Origin of the sequence: Streptomyces sp. SID5464 (genome assembly GCF_009862985.1) — a bacterium.
Taxonomy (GTDB): Bacteria; Actinomycetota; Actinomycetes; order Streptomycetales; family Streptomycetaceae; genus Streptomyces; species Streptomyces chartreusis_D.
In genome coordinates this window covers 19,639-38,215 of the sequence record NZ_WWIQ01000060.1, presented here as the reverse complement: position 1 = coordinate 38,215, position 18,577 = coordinate 19,639, and the positions used below count along the sequence as shown (strand labels likewise).

The window sequence follows — 18,577 nt, the reverse complement described above, 5'->3', positions numbered from 1 at the left end:
ACGGTCACCCACAGGCGCGTTGCCGACACGGAATTCAGAGGCGGCCGAAGCACCAGATTCCGGCCGCCAGAGCGAGCACGGCGGCGACGCTCGCGAGGGTCGCCGACGCGACGGGGCTCACGCCCTGGGCGACCGGCCGGTGCTGACGGACGCGTGTCACGGTCCACACCAGCAGTCCGCCTCCGAACAGGGAGAACACCGCTCCCGCGAAGATCGCCGGTTCGCTCTCCATGGCTCGCCGTGCCCCTTTTCTCCGGTCCGCGTCTCCCCAGCCCCGGGAGGCTGACACGCGTGGGCGGCGGACAGGCGAACCGGAGGTGAACGCCGGGGCGACACGGCCGCGGATCGGGGACGTCCGGCCCCTCACGGACCGTTTCGGGCGAGGTGTTCAAATCGACTCGAATTTGTTGGCGAGTCTCCTCGACGAGCGCCCCCTTGGGTGTGTGCGTGGTGTGGGACGTGCGCACCGGGGGAGGTGAGGTGGGAAGCGCAGGGTGTGCGCCATGGGGCTCGGGTGGTCCTTGGGGCAGGCACCCCGGCCGAGGGACCGCGGCATGAGTGCCTGCCGCACCCCTCAGCCGACCGGCTCCAGGAACCCCTGCTCCACGAGCAGCCGGATCTGCGCCGGAGTACGGTCGCGCAGCAGCACCGGGTCCTCGCCGATCAGCTGGGCGATGGCGTCGAGGATGCGACCGGCGCTCATCGTGCCGTCGCACACACCCGCGAAGCCCGCGCCGACCGTGTCCACCCGGGTCGCCCTCCGCATGCCGCGGTTCTGGCGCAGTACGACATGCTCGGGGTCCTCCGCACCGGGCAGCCCGACCTGTTCCTGCACGACCTCCGCGCCGAGCCGGAAGTGCCCTTCGAGCAGGGCGGCGTCGTCGTGGTCGCGCAGGTAGTCGAGCCGGTCGAAGTGGGCCCGGATGGTGTCCCCGAGCGGCTGCTCGACCGGATGCGGCCACTCCTCCACCGTGACGGAGGGCACGGCGGCGCCCGTCCTGCGCAGGGTGATCCAGCCGAAGCCGACGGCCTTCACCTTGCGGGCCTCGAACTCGTCGAGCCATGCGTCGTACCGCGCCTGGTACTCCGCCGCGTCCTCGCGGTGGTCGCCCGCGTCCCGCAGCCACAGCTCGGCGTACTGATTGACGTCCTGCACCTCGCGCTGCACGATCCACGCGTCGCAGCCCCGAGGCACCCATGACCTGAGCCGGTCCTGCCAGTCCTCCCCTTCCACGTGCTGCCAGTTGGCGAGGAACTGCGCGAACCCGCCCTCGTTCAGCCGCTCCCCTGCCTCCTGAACGAGCGTGCGGCACAGATCGTCCCCGCCCATCCCGCCGTCGCGGTAGGTGAGCCGGGCGCCGGGAGAGATCACGAACGGCGGGTTCGAGACGATCAGGTCGTACTTCTCGTCGTCCCGCACCGGCTCGAAGAGCGAGCCCTCGCGCAGATCGGCGGCCGGGGTGCCGGACAGCGCCAGCGTGAGGGCGGTGATGTGCAGCGCCCGCGGGTTGAGGTCGGTGGCCGTCACGCGTGTGGCGTGGTGGGCGGCGTGCAGCGCCTGGATGCCGGAGCCGGTGCCGAGGTCGAGCGCGGCGGCGACGGGCGTACGGACGGTGATGCCGGCGAGTGTCGTGGAGGCGCCGCCGACGCCCAGGACGACTCCCTCGTCACGCCTGCCGATCCCGCCGGCGCCACCGACCGCGCAGCCCAGGTCCGACACGATGAACCAGTCCTCGCCGCCGGGCCCGCCGTACGGCCGTACGTCCACGGTGGCGGCGAGCTCGTCGCCACCGACGCGCGTCAGCCAGCCGCTCTCCAGGCAGGCGTCGACGGGCAGGACGTCCGCCAGGCGCGCGTGCGGCACGGGCTGCTGAAGGAGGAACAGCCGGACGAGCAACTCCAGCGGGGTGTCCCCGCGGGTCGCCCGGAGCGCGGGCACGGTCTCGCTCCGGGCCAGGGCGGCGTACGCGGGGGCGCCGAGCAGTTCGAGCAGCCCGTCGGCGGTGAAGGAGGCTCCGAGCAGGGCGTCCCGGAGCCGGGCGGCGACATCGGGACGGTCGGAGGAGGGCAGCGGGGACAGGGGTGACTGGCTGGCGTTACTCACGCCCCCATTGTGGCCGCCGGCACCCGTATCGCACGTGCCCGTGCGGAGTATCGCGCGTGGCTCCCCGGACCGGCTCGGCATCGCGCGCGGCCCCGCTGACCGGCTCGGGCACCACGCGGCTCCGCTACCCGGCACGGGCATCACACACGGCTCCGCCCACCGGCTCGGGCACCACGCGGCTGCGCGCCCCGGCTCGACAGTCACTTATGCCTCGGCGGTCCCACCCGCCCCGGAATCGCTCCTTGGTCAGCTCTGGGTCGCCGGTGCCGTGGCCGCCTTGCAGCTGGACTGCCGTGCCATCGCCTGGCCGACCTCGCCCTCCTCCAGGGTCCGGAGCGCGTCGTTCCCGCTCTTGCCCAGCTTGTCGAGCTCCGTGGCGATGTCCTTGAGGCCGTCCGCGAACTTGCCCTGGTCCTTGGTGTCGAGCGCGTCGACCTGCTTCTTCAGGGAGGCGTACGAGGAGGAGATCGTGTTGAGCTCCTTGACGGCGTCCTGCTGCTTCTTCTCGCCGTTCTCGACGTCCGGCGCCCCGGCCTTGGTCACCGCGGCCCCGATGGCCTTGTAGGCGTCGGACATGTCCTGGAAGGCCTGCGCGTCGGTCTTCTGGACGTCCTCCGGCTTGCTGTTGTCCGAGGTTTCCTTCTGGATCGAGGCATTGGCCGACTCGATCTTCTTGGCCTGCGGCTGCACGGCGTCGCAGACCTCCTTGGCCCAGGAGTTCAGCTTCTCGTTGTCGTCGCCGCCGCACCCCGACAGCGCCAGTACCAGTACCGCACCGCCGGACAGTGCGGCCGCGAGCTTCTTGTTCACCGGTTTGGTCCCTTCCATGGCTCTCGGCCCCGGAACATACACGCCAGATGCACGGCAACCGCACGCCGAGCGTCCATTAAGACCCTTTTGTAACCTTTTGCACCAAGCGAGAGAAGCCTCACGGCGTGGTGGTGTGCACACGCAGAGCGGGCGGGCGACGCGTCAACGCGCGCCGCCCGCCCGCACCTTGAGCTGGGGCTTGGACGACCTCCCTACGAAACCACCGCCGGATCCGCCGACTTGGGCGTCGAATCGGCGTTGCCTTCGTCACCCATGGCGATCCCGCGCCGCTTTGACACGTACACCGCGCCGACGATCACCAGGAACGCGACGGCCGCGACCAGGATCCGCACCCCGATGCTCTTGTCGGCACCGTAGGAGAACTTGATCACCGCGGGCGCGATGAGCAGCGACACCAGGTTCATGACCTTCAGCAGCGGGTTGATCGCGGGACCGGCGGTGTCCTTGAAGGGGTCGCCGACGGTGTCGCCGATCACGGTCGCCGCGTGGGCCTCACTGCCCTTGCCCCCGTGGTGGCCGTCCTCGACGAGCTTCTTGGCGTTGTCCCAGGCGCCACCGGAGTTGGCCAGGAACACCGCCATCAGCGTGCCCGCGCCGATCGCGCCCGCCAGGAACGCGCCGAGCGGGCCGACACCGAGCGTGAACCCGATGAAGATGGGCGCCATCACGGCGAGCAGCCCGGGCGTGGCCAGCTCGCGCAACGCGTCCTTGGTGCAGATGTCGACGACCTTGCCGTACTCCGGTGTCTCGCTGTAGTCCATGATCCCGGGCTTCTCACGGAACTGCCGCCGCACCTCGAAGACCACGGAACCCGCCGACCGCGACACGGCGTTGATCGCCAGCCCCGAGAAGAGGAAGACGACCGCCGCGCCCGCGACGAGCCCCACGAGGTTGTTGGGCTGCGAGATGTCCATCATCAGGCTCATCGGGGCCCCTTCCCCGCTGAGCTTCTCGCCCACGTCCCGCGCGCCGGTGAAGATCGCGTCGCGGTACGACCCGAACAGCGCCGCCGCCGCGAGCACGGCCGTGGCGATCGCGATGCCCTTGGTGATCGCCTTGGTGGTGTTGCCGACCGCGTCCAGGTTCGTGAGCACCTGCGCGCCCGCGCCCTCGACGTCGCCGGACATCTCCGCGATGCCCTGCGCGTTGTCGGAGACCGGCCCGAAGGTGTCCATCGCGACGATCACGCCGACCGTGGTGAGCAGGCCGGTGCCCGCCAGCGCCACCGCGAACAGCGCCAGCATGATCGACGTGCCGCCGAGCAGGAACGCCCCGTACACGCCGAGACCTATCAACAGGGCGGTGTACACGGCCGATTCGAGACCCACGGAGATACCGGCGAGGACGACGGTGGCCGGGCCGGTGAGCGAGGTCTTGCCGATGTCCCGGACGGGTCGCCGGGTGGTCTCGGTGAAGTAGCCGGTCAGTTGCTGGATCAGCGCGGCGAGCACGATGCCGATGGCCACCGCGACGAGCGCGAGGACCCGCGGGTCGCCGTCCTTGCCCGTGATCGCGGCGTCCGTCACGCCGTCGAGGTCCGAGTACTTCCCGGGCAGGTAGACGAAGACGGCCACGGCGACCAGCACGAGCGAGATCACCGCGGAGATGAAGAACCCGCGGTTGATGGCGCTCATGCCGCTGCGGTCGGCCCGCCTGGGCGCCACCGCGAAGATGCCGATCATCGCGGTGATCACACCGATCGCCGGCACGAGCAGCGGGAATCCGAGCCCGGCGTCGCCGAAGGCCGCCGAGCCCAGGATCAGCGCGGCGACGAGGGTGACGGCGTACGACTCGAAGAGGTCGGCCGCCATGCCCGCGCAGTCGCCGACGTTGTCGCCCACGTTGTCGGCGATGGTCGCGGCATTGCGCGGATCGTCCTCCGGAATGCCCTGCTCGACCTTGCCGACCAGGTCGGCGCCGACGTCGGCGGCCTTGGTGAAGATGCCGCCGCCGACACGCATGAACATCGCGATCAGCGCGGCCCCGAGGCCGAAGCCCTCGAGCACCTTCGGCGCGTCGGCCGCGTACACCAGCACCACGCAGGAGGCGCCCAGCAGGCCGAGGCCCACGGTGAACATGCCGACGACGCCGCCCGTGCGAAATGCGATCTTCATCGCTTTGTGCGAGACGGTGGTGAGATCTTTTTCCGGCTCGCCTGCCGCCGGAGTTGCTTCACGCGCCGCCGCGGCGACACGCACATTGCTGCGCACGGCGAGCCACATGCCGATATAGCCGGTGGCTGCCGAGAACGCCGCTCCGATCAGGAAGAACACCGACCGTCCGGCACGCTGATTCCAGTCGTCCGCGGGCAGCAGCATGAGCAGGAAGAACACGACCACTGCGAATACGGCGAGCGTGCGCAGCTGACGTGCCAGATAGGCGTTCGCGCCTTCCTGGACCGCAGCCGCGATCTTCTTCATGCTGTCGGTGCCCTCGCCGGCCGCGAGTACCTGGCGCACCAGGACGCCCGCGACCACGAGTGCCGCCAGCGCGACGACTGCGATGACCACGACGAGAACGCGGTTGTCATCGGTCAGTACGGCGGCTGCGAGGTCTGTGGGATGGCCCGACTGTGGTGAGATGGAAAGCCCCGCCATTCGTCCTCCTTGACGCTTGGGCTGAGCTCAAGATGTGGACGGGATTGTAGGTACCGGAACCTGATCAAAACAGAGCGCGATAACCGGAATTGGCCTTCTGAGGTAATGCCCTGAAAGCATTCTCGGACTGCCGGGGAGCATGCGAATGATCGTGAACGAATTCACGCGATGAACGGCACAGGAACTACTGTAAAGGCGGTCACTGACAACCGCACATGACGAAGGGCCCCACGGGTGGGGCCCTTCGGAAGAACGGTGTGCGCGGTGGCTTGTCAGGCCAGGATGGTCGGCGGCGGGGTGGTCGGCCACGTCATCTTGATCGACCCACCGTGCTCCCCCGCGCTGACCTCGACATCGTCGACGAGTCCGCTGATGACCGCGAGGCCCATCTCGTCCTCGTCGGCCTCACCGTCGGGGTCGCCGGGTCCGGCGCCGGGTCCGCGCTCGCCGGGGACCGCGTGCGGGGCCTCGTCGCCGACCTCGATGGAGAACTGTTTCTCCTCCTCGATCAGCAGCACCTTCACCGGTGCCGAGATCCCGCCGGTCTGATGCAGCCCGACGGCCCGCGTGCAGGCCTCGCCGACGGCGAGCCTGACCTCGTCGAGGACGGCCTCGTCCACTCCGGCCCTGCGCGCCACCGCGGCCGCCACCAGCCGGGCGGTCCTGACGTGCTCGGGCAGCGCGCTGAAGCGGAGCTCAACGGTGGCCATGCATCCCCCTCGCAACTACGGGCGTGCTGTCGAGAGGCTCCGGGCCGCCGAAAGCCCGGGCCCCCTCGGTCTTCACTTCTGCCGAACTCTTGCCGCGACGTCGGCCGGCCCGGGCGCGAGGCCCGGGCCCGGCGGTCAGTCGGTCGCCGCCACCGCTTCCTCGACCGAGGTGTGAATCGGGAACACCTTGGTGAGGCCGGTAATGCGGAAGATCTTCAGAATGCGCTCCTGGTTGCAGACCAGGCGCAGGGAGCCCTCATGGGCCCGCACGCGCTTCAGGCCGCCGACCAGCACGCCGAGCCCGGTGGAGTCGAGGAAGTCCACGCCCTCCATGTCGACGACAAGGTGGAAACTGCCGTCGTTCACCAGCTCGACCAACTGCTCGCGCAGCTTGGGCGCGGTATATACGTCGATTTCGCCACCGACCCTGACGATCGTGCGATCGCCCATGGTCTCGGTCGACAGGGACAGGTCCACGGATCCTCCAGCACCTTGCTATCGAGCGGTCGCCCTTGGGGCACCTCGGCTTCGTCCCCTGGACGGTTCGCCAGCCGCGATGGCATTCAATCACTTACGGGCAGGCGTGCACGACGCCTTGGCTCCATTGTCCGTCACGCCAGTGACACACTCGGTGCCGATGGCCAAGAATCACCGATCCGATGGACCCCCGACGGACCCCGCCTCCCGACCCGCGCCGGGCGCGGTCCTGGACCGGCTCGCGTCCGGTCCGAGCAGGGCTTCGCGCATTACTCATACGGAGCACTTGCCCCCGCGCGCGGGTCGGCATGCCGTCTGGCCGGACCGGATCCGCGCGGAGGTCGTGGCGGCCGTGCAGGCCGCGGGCATCGAGCATCCCTGGGCCCATCAGGCGCGCGCGGCGGAGCACGCGCTGGACGGCGAATCGGTCGTCGTCGCCACCGGCACGGCCTCCGGCAAGTCCCTGGCCTACCTCGTGCCGGTGCTGTCCACCCTCCTGGACGGCGCCGAGGCCCCGAACGGCCGCGGCGCGACCGCCCTCTACCTGGCCCCCACCAAGGCCCTTGCGGCGGATCAGTGCCGCTCCGTGAAGGAACTTTCACATCCATTGGGCCATTCGGTACGCACAGCCGTGTACGACGGCGACACTCCGTTCGAGGAGCGCGAGTGGATCCGTCAGTACGCCAACTACGTCCTGACCAACCCGGACATGCTGCACCGCGGCATCCTGCCGTCCCACCCCCGCTGGTCCTCCTTCCTGAAGTCGCTGAAGTACGTCGTCGTCGACGAGTGCCACACCTACCGCGGCGTCTTCGGCTCCCACGTCGCCCAGGTGCTGCGCCGGCTGCGCCGCCTGTGCGCCCGCTACGGCGCCTCACCCGTGTTCCTGCTGGCCTCCGCGACCGCCGCCGAGCCCGCGGTGGCCGCCGGCCGCCTCACCGGTCTGCCGGTACTGGAGGTCGCCGACGACGCCTCACCACGCGGTGAACTGGTGTTCGCCCTCTGGGAGCCGCCGCTGACCGAGCTGCACGGCGAGAAGGGCGCCCCCGTCCGCCGCACGGCCACCGCCGAGGCCGCCGACCTGCTCACCGACCTCACCGTGCAGGGCGTGCGCTCGGTCGCCTTCGTACGGTCCCGGCGCGGCGCCGAGCTGATCTCCGTCATCTCCCAGGAGCGACTGGCCGAGGTCGACCGGTCGCTGGCCCGGCGTGTCGCGGCGTACCGGGGCGGCTATCTCCCGGAGGAGCGCCGTGCACTCGAGCGCGCCCTCCATTCGGGTGAACTGCTGGGCCTCGCCGCGACGAACGCCCTCGAACTCGGCATCGACATCTCCGGCCTGGACGCGGTCGTCATCGCCGGCTACCCGGGCACACGCGCCTCCCTGTGGCAGCAGGCGGGCCGGGCCGGACGGTCCGGGCAAGGGGCACTGGCCGTCCTGGTCGCGCGTGACGACCCGCTGGACACCTTCCTCGTCCACCACCCGGAGGCCCTGTTCGACCAGCCCGTCGAGTCGACGGTCCTCGACCCGGACAACCCGTACGTGCTGGCCCCGCACCTGTGTGCGGCCGCCGAGGAACTGCCCCTGACGGACGAGGACCTCGATCTGTTCGGCCCGGCCTGCGAGGACCTCCTCCCCCAGCTCGAAGCCGCCAAGCTGCTGCGCCGCCGCACCAGGGCCTGGCACTGGACCCGCCGCGAACGGGCCGCCGACCTCACCGACATCCGCGGCGAGGGCGGGCGCCCGGTCCAGGTCGTCGAGGACGGCACGGGCCGGCTGCTCGGCACGGTCGACGCGGGCGCCGCGCACTCGACCGTCCACGAGGGGGCGGTCCACCTCCACCAGGGCCGTACGTACCTGGTGCGGTCTCTGGACCTGGAGGACTCCGTCGCCCTCGTCGAGGAGGCCGCCCCGCCGTACTCCACGGTCGCCCGCGACACGACGTCGATCTCCGTCCTGGAGACGGACGTGGAGGTCCCCTGGGGCGACGGCCGCCTGTGCTACGGCTCCGTCGAGGTCACCAACCAGGTCGTCTCCTTCCTCCGCAGACGGCTCATCACCGGTGAGGTACTGGGCGAGACGAAACTCGACCTCCCTCCTCGTACGCTGCGCACCCGGGCCGTGTGGTGGACCGTCACCGAGGACCAGCTCGACCGCGCCCGGATCAATCCGGAGATCCTCGGCGGCTCCCTGCACGCCGCCGAGCACGCGTCGATCGGCCTGCTGCCCCTCTTCGCCACCTGCGACCGCTGGGACATCGGCGGCGTGTCGATCCCGCTCCATCCCGACACACTCCTGCCCACGGTCTTCGTCTACGACGGCCACCCCGGCGGCGCGGGCTTCGCGGAGCGCGCCTTCCACACCGCCCGCACCTGGCTGACCGCCACCCGCCAGGCCATCGCCTCCTGCGAGTGCGACGCCGGCTGCCCGTCCTGCATCCAGTCCCCCAAGTGCGGCAACGGCAACGACCCGCTGCACAAGAGGGGCGCGGTGCGGCTGCTCACGGTGCTGCTGGAGGGTGCTCCTGATGAGAAGGAGGCGGAGGTGCAGCGGACGGAAGGTCAGGGAGGGGCGCCCGAGGACCCGCCCGGGCCCTGACGGCCCTCGCCGCCGGGAGTATCGGAAGAGGCAACACCCACCCCCGCCGGGGGAAGACCCGAGGGGGCCGTCGGAGGACCCGCCCGCGCCCTGACCTCCGCCGTGAACGGCCCCCGGCCCGACGCCGCCGTCACGTCCGAGATCTCCCCGGCGACCTCACACCGCACGAGCCGGACACCCTGCGCCCGGGCCACCCGGCCGGCCCGGGCGCAGGCCGCCGTACCGCCCTCGGCCCAGTGGTCCGCCGCCGCGAGCGCCGCGAGATCCGCACCGCCCGCCGCACGGTGCCGGATCACGACGGCCTGCCCCAGCGCGAGGACCACGCCGAACACCACGCACAGGACAGCGATCGCCCCGACACTCCAGACGGTGGCGGACCCCCGGTCCGAGGCGGCACCTCGCATCCGCCGGCTCCCCCTGTCCCAGCGCCCCGGGCCCCGGCACCGCAGCCTCGGCACCCGTCTCACGTACCCACCCCCACCGTCTCCTCCACCGACGCCACGGCCTCCTCCCGCACAGCGAAGGACAGGCCACGCAGCACCGGGGGCTCGGCCACGACGACCACTCGGACGTGTTCCGCGCCCCGGTCGACGGTCACCTTCGCGCCGGGCGGTGCCGCCTCGCGGGTCAGTCGCACGACCGTGGCGGGAGGGTCCTGGCGGGCCGCCGCGCGGGCGCCCGTCCGCGCCGCGTCCACGCACTGGATCTGCGCGGCCACGACCAGCAGCCCCCACACCAGCGCCATCGCGAACATCACCAGCACGGGCAGCACCACGGCCGACTCCGCCGTGACGAACCCCCGGTCCGCGCCCCGCTCACATCCGCGCATTGAGGGCGTCCTTCACGATGTTCTGGAGCTCCGCGCTGACCGCGCCGCTCGTGATGACCTTGTAGAGCACCACCGCGAAGGCCACCGCCGCGACGATTCCCATCGCGTACTCGGAAGTGACCATTCCCGCGTCCCTCCCGTCGCTCCGCGCCGCACGCGCCCTGTGCACCAGGGCACCCAGCCGTGCCCGTACCGCCTGATACATCTCAACCCCCGTGGGAAAGTCCGAACTTCTCTTGATTCCGCTGACTTCTCGCGCCGCCGCTCCAGGTCTCCGCCGCCTCACGCACCACCCCCTTCGAGCACACCGCCCCCTGCGAGCACCCCGCCCGCGAGCCCGATCACCACGGGCAGCACCCCGATCGCGATGAACGCGGGCAGGAAGCACAGCCCGACCGGCGCACTGACCATGACGCCCGCCCGGCGTGCCCTGGCCGTCGCGGCGCGTCCCCAGTCGGCACGGGCCTCGGCGGCGAGTCGTGCGACCGGCGTGGCGGCGGGCAGTCCGGACACGTCGGCTCGTTCGAGCAGCCGGGCCAGGCCTCCGGCGCCCGGGACGGCGGCCAACCTCCGCCAGGCAGTGCCCGGTTCGCCGCCCAGCCGTACCTCCGCCGCGCCATGGGCGAGGGCCTCGCCCACCGGGCCGCCCAGGGCCTCGCCCACCGCCTGCGCGGCGATCACCGGGCCGGCTCCTGCCGCGATGCAGGCCGCCAGCAGGTCGGCGGCCAGGGGCAGTTGCCGCGCCGCCTCGGCGAGGTCGGGTGCCCGCGTGTCCGTACCGGCCGCCTCCTGCCGCAGCCGCCAACGCCAGATCCCCACCGCGCCGGCCAGTCCGACGGCGACACCGACCAGGTCGCCGATCAGCGCCCACCCGGCGAACGCCACGCCGACGGGGGCCAGCCATCTCCGCGCGGCCCGACTCCAGGCAAGGCGCGGGGCCGGAGAGAGACCGGTCGCTTCGCGAGGCGACAGCTCGGCCAGCCGGCGCCGCATCCTCCGGCGGCGCCCCGCCTCCTTCAGCCGGCGCACCGACCACGAGAGAGCCAGCAGAATCCCCACCGTCACCCCCAGCCTGTGGACAACTTCCCCGCTCATGACGCCTCCTCCGCTCCCCGCACGATGCGCTGCACCCACCACAGCCCCAGTCCCTCCAGCACACCGCCGGCCACCAGACAGCCCAGGCCCGGCGCGGTGTGCAGCAGGACATGGAGGGGGTCCGCGCCGAGAGCGGTGCCGATGAGGAGCCCCAGGGCCGGCAGCCCGGCGAGCAGCACCGCCGTGGCCCGGGCACCGGCCAACTGGGCGCGCAGGTCCGAGCGTTGGTCCCGTTCGGCGCGCAGGGCGGCGGCGAGCCGGTCCAGTCCCGCCGCGAGCCCCGCGCCCTGGTCCACGGCGACCCGCCAGCACGCGGCGAGTCCCCGCAGCCCCTCGGCACCCGGCTGCCTGGCGGCGGTCGCGAGCGCGTCCGGCACGTCGCCGCCGAACCGTGCCGCCGCCAGTACCGTCCCGTGCGCGTCCGCGAGTCCGCCGCAGTCCCGCGCGGCCCGCAGCAGCGCCTCGCCCGGCTGACGCCCGGCCCGCACCTCCCCGGCGAGCGCCCCGCACAGCGCGATCACCGCGTCGGCCCGGCGCTCCCGGTCCCGCCGCACCCGGCCGGCCAGCCGGACCCGCCGCAGCAGCGGCACGCCGGCCGCTCCCAGGACGACCGGCAGCACCGACGCCCCGAGCACCGCCAGCACCAGCCCGGCCGCCGGCGCCCACCACTCGGCCCGCAGCCGCCCGCCGACCCGCCGCACCTCACCGGCCATCCGCCGCCACCCGGGCGGCCCGCTCCCGACGGTCCCGCCGCCCGCGAGCAGCAACCGCGCCCGCCGTGCCGCCGAGTGACGCTCACCCAGCAGCCAGACCGCCGCCCCCATGCACGCCACGGCCGCACCCATGGGCATCTCAGCCGCTCCCGTCATCCCTCGCCCCCTTCATCGCGGCCTCACCCGGCCCGCCCTCACTTCCCCCGCTCCGCAGCAGCCCCCGCAGCCGCTCCCACCCGAGCTCCCGCACGAAGGCCGCCGCTCCCCACCGCAGCGCCGGCACCGTCCGCACCAGCCCCGACGGGTCCCGCTCCAGCACGTGCACCTCGGCGATCCGCCGCCGCCCGGCCCGGTCACGCACGAGGTGCAGCACCACGGAGAGGGCGGCCGCCACCTGGCTGTGCAGCGCGGCCCGGTCGAGCCCGGCGGCCGTACCGAGCGCCTCCAGCCGGGCCGGTACGTCGGCGGCGGCATTGGCGTGCACGGTTCCTTCTCTGAACTAGAGCCAACTGGCACATATGCTCGGTGTCGGTCATCTGCATCTCTGCGAATCCATTTCCGAGACGCTGGGCCAAGTGCGGACGCATAATGCGGTCATGACACCTGGGCAGCGCACTGCGGCATGGTCATGCGCCATTCTGTTCGGCTTGACGCTCCTCGGCCTCGGCGCCTACTTCCTGATCGTCGGCCTAGACGAGGCAGACAAAACGGCAAGCGTCGTGGGATCGTTGACGGGGCTGGCGGGTCTGGGAGTCTCGATCGTGAGCCTCATCCAGGCTCGAGGTAGCAGCGCGAGCCGCAACGCCCCTAGCGTCCGCCAGAGCCAACAAAGCGGCACGAGGTCAACGAACATCCAATCGGCCGGGGACCTGACCATCGGCGACATGAACCGCCTGGGTGGAGAGAAGTGACGCTGTGGCAGAGGCAGAAGTCCGGCGATAGTTCGCAAAACATACAGGCGCAAGTGGCCAATTTCGGCGTCAGCTACTCCGACGCCCGAGATATTGCCATGGATGTATTCAGGCAGAATTTCTTGCAGCTCTCCCAAGAGGCCATGCAGGTGGCTCACGAGCGCGTCGAGAGGTTCACCGTAAATTACCTGCAAGAGCTGCACGGTAGGGACAGCAAGGCCATTGCATACTTCCAGGATCCAGGCGTGCAGTATTCACTGCTAGAAGGCCAGTCCTGTTATGCACGGTCAGGCGATGACCACTTGGGTCAGCTTCTGGTTGACCTCCTCGTCGAGCGAACCCTGAGGCCGCAGAGAAGCACTGAGCAGCTTGCTCTTGATGAGGCAATAGCAACCTCCGGACGACTTTCGCGTGACCATTTCAGGATGCTCAGCCTCCTCACGATCCGCGACGTCGTTCCACTTCCGTCGAAAGTCACACATTTCAAGCAACTCATTCTGCACTACATAAGCCACGCTGGGCCTTTCCTGGACGGGCTGCACTTCTCCCGGACTGATGCGAGATATCTGGCCGCAACCGGATGCGTTAGCCTTGGTCAATTCGAGGAGTCCATGGTCGACTCCTGGAGACGCGCCTATCCATACTTGCTTTTCAAGGGTGGCCCTAGTTTCTCTCAACCTCCCAGTGACGAATATCGAAAACTCGAAAAATACTTCATGTCGCGTTGGGTTCAGGAGTGTTTGAAGAACCCCGATGGAGGCCCAGCGAGTGACGAATTTTTTGACAACGACGAGTTCGATCGACACCTAGATGAGCTTGGCAGTGAAAAAGAGTTCAGAGACCTTTACCATGAGCTCGCAATGACCGCCAAGGAGATCTATCAAGTGTCGCTTGAGATCGATCCGCGCTTGGCGCAGATGACATCCCTCATCAATGAATCATTCCCGCATGGAGTAGGGCTCACCACGGTCGGAAGCGTCATCGGGAACGCCTATATGCGAATACCTCCCGGTGAAACTGAGGAACGAGGCAACTCACTGGGCTAGCGAACCGAAGGCTGTAGGCGGCACCGCGCCCGAGCTTCGTGGCCCAGGGCGCGGTGGTGCAGCCGTCAGGTGGCGTTGGTAGCGGAGCTGGTGCGAACGGCGATCTGGCTGAAACTGGGGACGCCCAAGAAGATCGGAGAGTCCTTCTTTTTCTGTCGTGCATCCAGCTGCGCGATTTTCTCTTCCGCGGCGTCGCGGCTCACCGAGAGACCTTCAACTTCGCCGAGCCAGCCCTCCCTTTCGGCTTCCGCGATCCGGTCGTTCAGGTTGTCGCGGATCTCGACCAGTCGCCCTCTCTCGTAGGGGTCCACGATCAGGACCGGGCAGCGGACACAGGCGTGTTCATGAACGCAGTCGGTCCCGTAGGCTCGCCCGCATGATCCGAGTGCCAGCTTGCGGCGCTCGAACTGGGTAAGGAACTCCTGCCATTCTTCAGAGGTGACCGCGCGGTATTCTTCGCGGGGGCGAAGACTGCGCCGGCGGGCGATGAAGGCTCGGTGAGCTTCGATGGCTTTCGCCGGGTAGACAGCGTTGTAGCCCATAGTCGTGTTGATGTTGCTGTGACCTGCAATGACCTGGGCGATGTGTGGAGGCAGCCCGTTCAAGATCGCGTCCGTGATGAAGATCCGTCGAAAGTCGTGAGGTTGGAACTTCAATGGATTTCCGGTGGCGTCGGTCAGGCCGGTCGCTAGAAGTACGTCGTTGAGGGCGTCACGGACCGTGTTGTGCGAGATGGGCCGCCTTTCTCCTGAGATGCTCCACTGGTAGAGAAGCGGCATGGGATCGTTCCAGACCTTCTCGTGAAGGTCGTAGCTGGGAACCGAAGGGATAGCTCCGTTTTTGCCGCGTACTCGCGTGACAACGGCGCTGAGGACATCTGCCAGTTCGGGAGTGACCAGCAGCAGACGCTCTTGATCGGTTTTCGACGGTGCGATCTGCAGGAGTGGGACGAACTCGCCGGTGCTGGGGAGCTTGTAGCGGATGATGCTGTGGTGGCCGAGTTCGAGCAGCTCTTCGATGCGGATGCCTGTGTGGCGGAGGATTTCGATAGTGGCCCAGCCCCAGAAGGCCCGCTTTTCCTCGGCCTCAAGGTCCCGGCGACGCCCCGAGGTGTCGTAGGCCTGTCCGGTAAGACCGGCCCGGGAAGTGCTCTTTGGCGCTGTGTAGGTTTCCCCCAACACGGTGAACCGGCTTCCGAGAGGGGCGGTATGCAGCGCGTCCAGGCGGGCCCGGGCCTCCTTGAGCCGGCGGTCGGCGACTCGGATGAGCGCGGGCAGGACAGGGAGTCTTTCCCGAGTCCGCTGGTCTGAAGTGGTCTTCTGCCGCTGCTTGGTCTTCTTGTCGGAGCAGTCGGCCTCGGTGATAGGACAGGGCGCTGCCCATGGCCCCCAGCGGGCGGGTTCGTCCAGCGCCCACTGAGCGATGTCCAGGTAGAAGGCGCGGACGAGGGTCTTGACCGCTGGAGCGCTGGAACGCGGGGTAGTGGTCTCGACGACCTGGCCGTCCGGCATCCGCCGACGGCGGGTAACCACGTTGACGCGGGCTTTCCAGGCTGCCGCGACCTCCGCGGGCAGGTGGAGTGAGCTGATGCCTTCGTTGTGGCGTTCGAGGTCGGCCCAGAAGTTGTTGGCCAGGGCTGACGACAGGGTGATCAAGGAGTTGTGGTCGAGCGAGGGCTGGCGTTCAGTGAGGTAGTCGACGAGGAGATCACGAACCGGGCGGCAGCGCAGTTCGTAGCGGTCGACAAGAGCTGCGGGCGTCACCTGGCCGGCGCGGGTCTGCAGCCGGAGGAGGGTTGCCGGGGCGTCCGGCGGGAACTGGCCGAGATCGCGCAGTGCGGTGTAAGCGATGCGAACGCCTCGGGCAGCGTCGTAGTCGGTCGCCTGCAACAGAGCGAGGAGGTCACCGACGACGATGTCCTTGACGAGGCCGCCGAAGGCAGCGATCAGGCGTGAGACGCCCTGGAGGCCTGCGGAGGCATGGCGGGTGGACCGGATGTCCTCAGGGAACTGGGCTTCCAGGCGGGCGAACCCGTCTGGGTCGCGGGTCGCTGCAATGGCCGGCCGTAGGGCGCCCGAGGTGCTGGCCGCCAGCCAGGCCAGGGTGGGACGGATTGCGTCCACGCAGATCAAGGCCAGTGTCCCGGAGGCGAGGCACGCCGTTGTCGGCTTTCGGCCGACGTTGGCGGCCCAGTCAATGACGTCCCTGTGCCAGCCACTTGGAGAGTGTGCCGCCGGACTGGCGTCCCAACATGCCTGCCAGGTAGATCCGGGGAACGTCTGAAGCCAGGACAGGATGATCCTGGCGCCGACCATGCGGGTGACCTGGGCATTCCTCTTCACTCGGAATGGCGGCTGCTGGAGCGTGTCAAGGATGTACTCGCTGTCGGCCTCGGTCATGGGCCAGGACGCGGCTCTCTCGCGCGGAGGGAACTTCTCCAAGAGGGCGGCCGCCTCGGCGCCGGCGAGCTTGCGAGGAGCCTTAGCCGGAGCCGTGAGCACGGTCGTGGTCATGGGAGCAGGCCTCCGAAGAGGGTGTTGAGCGAGTCCTCGTTGTAGGCGGGGGCCGGCGGTGCCGGAGGCGGGGCGGCCTTCTTCGCCTCCTGGCGGGCGTGGTGGGCCAGACCTGCGGAGATGACCTCGTCGCGGCTCGGGCGGAGGTACTTCTGCAGCGTGCTTTGGTCCTTGTGGCCGAGGATGTGCTGGACGTAGACCAGCGACATCGAGGGATCTTCCGTCATGCGATAGGTGGCGGTGTGTCGCAGGTCGTGGAGCGTCCAGTTGGCGCCGAGAAGCTCAACGGCCCGCGTGAACATGGCGCGTGCCGCGTGGTACTTCAGTGGCCGCCATGGGAGGCGCAGGGTCCACCACAGAGGCTGGTTGCGGCCCCGCGGGACGCCCTTGCGCCAGGCTTCCTCCTGGTAGAGCCGGAGCCAGACGAACGCGTCCGGAGATGCGGGTAGTTGCTGGTAGTCCTGGGTTCCCTTGCGGATCACGCCGATCACCTGCTGGCCGGGCAGGGCGTCACGTTGGGTCGAGGTCAGCAGTTCGCTGGCGCGGGCGCCGGTGGAGACCCAGAAGGCCAGCAGAGCACGGTCTCGGTGGGAGCGGAGGCCGGCGAAGACCTCGGTGTACTTGTCGTCCGGGATGCGTCGGGGGATCCGCTCAGGGACCTTCGGGCGATAGCGCCCGGTCCGCTCATGCCTGAACTCGTCCGCCGGGTTGTGGTGAGCGTTCGGACGCCCGTTGCGGCGCCTGCGGTCCAGGGGAAACGGGTTCACCAGCAACTGGCCGCTGCCGCGGTCGAGATGGAAGTCATAGAACGTCCGCAGGACGCTCTCGAAGTGAGCCCGGGTGGAGGGCGCGTACTTCTTCCCAATCGTCGGCTTCCCGGTCACAGGGTTCGGTGACCCGGGCGCAAGTCGGCCAACTCGAGGCTTGGGCGTAGGTATCTCCGAAGGGTCCTTGCCACGGTGCCTCCAGTGCACGCGAACCGGCTTGTCCGCCAACTGCATCCACAGCGTGAAGTCCCGCGCGTCCTCCCGTAATGCGCGGTCCCACTCAAGACCCTGTGCCCACAAGAACCGCCACCACCGCAACAGGTCGTTGCCGTACGAGTACAACGTGGTGGCAGGGCTGGCAGCAGCGAGGAGGTCCTTGAAGTAGATCGCGACCGGCTCAACACACTGCCCTACAGGGTCGACCAGCCGGTACGGCTCCCACACGTCCCCCGTCGCCTCCAGGCGTCCGATCTCGGGCAGCACAAAGTTCTTCAGATCCCGTTCACGGGTCCTTGCTCCACTCACCGCCGGAACGTAACAGAAAGCCCTCTGACCTGCGAAAACGTGAGACTTAGTTCAGTCAATACACCGCAGCCGCCCTCGTGGCCGGTGTTCAACGCGGCCAGCAGATGCACCACTTCTGGTCCGCGGACCTCGCCCACGACCAGCCGGTCTGGCCGCATCCGCAGCGCCTGGCGCACCAGGTCCTCGAGCGTGACGAGGCGCGAATTAGGAACAGTTCACCTGTCTCACTTGTGGATCTGTCTCATCGGCACCGTTCAACACCTGAGCGGATGACGCTCGGGACAGCTCACTGAGGTGTCTCACAAGCTTTACCGTTTCTTGATCAGAGCTTCCAGCATCGCAGGCGGCCAGGTGCAGGCCGATCGTGACCTTCAAGTCGACGCTCTCCCCCCAAAGCCCCGCCGTTCGCAGAGCCGCAGCTGTCCCTGCCGCCGCTGGCGTACAACTGCCGCGATACGGGACAGCCGGGGCGGTCGCGAGAGCGGCCGCATGGACGGGCACGACGCTGCTTCGTGCGCTGCAGGTCACGAGAAGCGAGGGACCCGGCTCGAGTATTCGCTGTGGACGGTGGATGCATACCCCGCGGCCGACTGAGCTGCCCGGGCATACAGTCCGGATCCGATCGGTGCCCATTATTCACTCAGTACATAATGCTCGCCATGAGCACCCGCCACGTCCTGCTGGGCCTGCTGGCCGACGGGCCGAGCCATGGCTACAACCTCAAGCGACGCCACGACGAACGGTTCCCCCAGGCCCGCTCGCTGGCGTACGGGCAGGTCTACACGACCCTCCAGCGCCTCGTCCGGGACGGCCTCGCCGAGATCGAGGGGACCGACTCGGACGGCGGCCCGGAGCGGACGAAG

General features: G+C 69.3%; 17 protein-coding genes and 2 pseudogenes. 4 read left to right on the top strand and 15 right to left on the bottom strand.

Annotated elements, in window-relative coordinates:
• Positions 1–34 precede the first annotated feature (34 nt).
• The 6 genes from GTY47_RS30170 to bldG all read right to left on the bottom strand — a co-directional run bounded on the left by GTY47_RS30170 (position 35) and on the right by bldG (position 6,719).
• Positions 35–232, bottom strand: a complete 198-nt coding sequence (locus GTY47_RS30170) for a hypothetical protein (protein WP_010044208.1) — start codon at positions 230–232, stop codon at positions 35–37.
• A 342-nt stretch (positions 233–574) separates the two neighbouring features.
• Entirely contained in the window at positions 575–2,104 is a 1,530-nt protein-coding gene (locus tag GTY47_RS30165) for a class I SAM-dependent methyltransferase (RefSeq protein ID WP_010044206.1), read from the bottom strand.
• Between the two features lie 246 nt (positions 2,105–2,350).
• The gene (locus GTY47_RS30160; RefSeq protein ID WP_078602918.1) at positions 2,351–2,932 is read right to left on the bottom strand and encodes a small secreted protein; all 582 of its coding nucleotides are present in this window, start codon (positions 2,930–2,932) and stop codon (positions 2,351–2,353) included.
• Between the two features lie 194 nt (positions 2,933–3,126).
• On the bottom strand, positions 3,127–5,532 hold the full coding sequence (locus tag GTY47_RS30155) for a sodium-translocating pyrophosphatase (RefSeq protein ID WP_010044202.1): 2,406 nt from the start codon (positions 5,530–5,532) through the stop codon (positions 3,127–3,129).
• Between the two features lie 272 nt (positions 5,533–5,804).
• Complete coding sequence (locus tag GTY47_RS30150) at positions 5,805–6,242, bottom strand: ATP-binding protein (RefSeq protein ID WP_010044201.1); 438 nt, start codon at positions 6,240–6,242, stop codon at positions 5,805–5,807.
• Between the two features lie 135 nt (positions 6,243–6,377).
• A complete protein-coding gene (gene bldG, locus GTY47_RS30145; RefSeq protein ID WP_003991900.1) occupies positions 6,378–6,719 on the bottom strand; it encodes an anti-sigma factor antagonist BldG in 342 nt (113 codons plus the stop codon).
• 79 nt (positions 6,720–6,798) lie between these two features.
• Between bldG and GTY47_RS30140 the strand changes: the two genes are divergently transcribed.
• A complete protein-coding gene (locus tag GTY47_RS30140) occupies positions 6,799–9,315 on the top strand; it encodes a DEAD/DEAH box helicase (RefSeq protein WP_078602917.1) in 2,517 nt (838 codons plus the stop codon).
• Here GTY47_RS30140 and GTY47_RS30135 read toward each other — a convergent pair.
• The 6 genes and pseudogenes from GTY47_RS30135 to GTY47_RS30110 all read right to left on the bottom strand — a co-directional run.
• Complete coding sequence (locus tag GTY47_RS30135) at positions 9,279–9,719, bottom strand: Rv3654c family TadE-like protein (RefSeq protein ID WP_010044199.1); 441 nt, start codon at positions 9,717–9,719, stop codon at positions 9,279–9,281. The genes GTY47_RS30140 and GTY47_RS30135 overlap by 37 nt on opposite strands.
• Positions 9,720–9,778: 59 nt before the next feature.
• Entirely contained in the window at positions 9,779–10,144 is a 366-nt protein-coding gene (locus GTY47_RS30130; RefSeq protein ID WP_010044198.1) for a TadE family type IV pilus minor pilin, read from the bottom strand.
• Positions 10,131–10,349: a DUF4244 domain-containing protein gene (locus GTY47_RS30125; RefSeq protein ID WP_029181472.1), complete on the bottom strand. Its 219-nt coding sequence runs from the start codon at positions 10,347–10,349 to the stop codon at positions 10,131–10,133. Before GTY47_RS30125 ends, GTY47_RS30130 begins: the two co-directional genes overlap by 14 nt.
• A 77-nt stretch (positions 10,350–10,426) precedes the next feature.
• Positions 10,427–11,239, bottom strand: coding sequence for a type II secretion system F family protein (locus tag GTY47_RS30120; RefSeq protein WP_029181471.1), 813 nt, complete (start codon positions 11,237–11,239; stop codon positions 10,427–10,429).
• Positions 11,236–12,108 (bottom strand): type II secretion system F family protein, encoded by an 873-nt coding sequence (locus GTY47_RS30115; RefSeq protein ID WP_010044193.1) that lies wholly within the window; start codon positions 12,106–12,108, stop codon positions 11,236–11,238. The genes GTY47_RS30120 and GTY47_RS30115 overlap by 4 nt, the downstream gene beginning before the upstream one ends.
• Positions 12,092–12,442, bottom strand: a pseudogene (locus GTY47_RS30110) (secretion protein); the annotation flags it as partial. The gene GTY47_RS30115 and the pseudogene GTY47_RS30110, both read right to left, overlap by 17 nt.
• Before the next feature lie 28 nt (positions 12,443–12,470).
• Here GTY47_RS30110 and GTY47_RS30105 point away from each other — a divergent pair.
• Complete coding sequence (locus GTY47_RS30105) at positions 12,471–12,863, top strand: hypothetical protein (protein ID WP_050810294.1); 393 nt, start codon at positions 12,471–12,473, stop codon at positions 12,861–12,863.
• Positions 12,860–13,909: an LPO_1073/Vpar_1526 family protein gene (locus GTY47_RS30100; RefSeq protein ID WP_010044189.1), complete on the top strand. Its 1,050-nt coding sequence runs from the start codon at positions 12,860–12,862 to the stop codon at positions 13,907–13,909. Before GTY47_RS30105 ends, GTY47_RS30100 begins: the two co-directional genes overlap by 4 nt.
• A 65-nt stretch (positions 13,910–13,974) precedes the next feature.
• Here the strand turns inward: GTY47_RS30100 and GTY47_RS30095 are convergent, their stop codons facing one another.
• The 3 genes and pseudogenes from GTY47_RS30095 to GTY47_RS30085 form a co-directional block, all read right to left on the bottom strand.
• A complete protein-coding gene (locus tag GTY47_RS30095; protein WP_010044187.1) occupies positions 13,975–16,422 on the bottom strand; it encodes a site-specific integrase in 2,448 nt (815 codons plus the stop codon).
• Positions 16,419–17,714, bottom strand: coding sequence for a site-specific integrase (locus GTY47_RS30090; protein ID WP_040903716.1), 1,296 nt, complete (start codon positions 17,712–17,714; stop codon positions 16,419–16,421). The genes GTY47_RS30095 and GTY47_RS30090 overlap by 4 nt, the downstream gene beginning before the upstream one ends.
• 56 nt (positions 17,715–17,770) lie before the next feature.
• Positions 17,771–17,917, bottom strand: a pseudogene (locus GTY47_RS30085) (ATPase, T2SS/T4P/T4SS family); the annotation flags it as partial.
• Positions 17,918–18,373: 456 nt separating this feature from the next.
• Here GTY47_RS30085 and GTY47_RS41340 point away from each other — a divergent pair.
• A partial coding sequence (locus GTY47_RS41340; RefSeq protein ID WP_040903748.1) for a PadR family transcriptional regulator occupies positions 18,374–18,577 on the top strand: 204 nt, incomplete at its 3' end.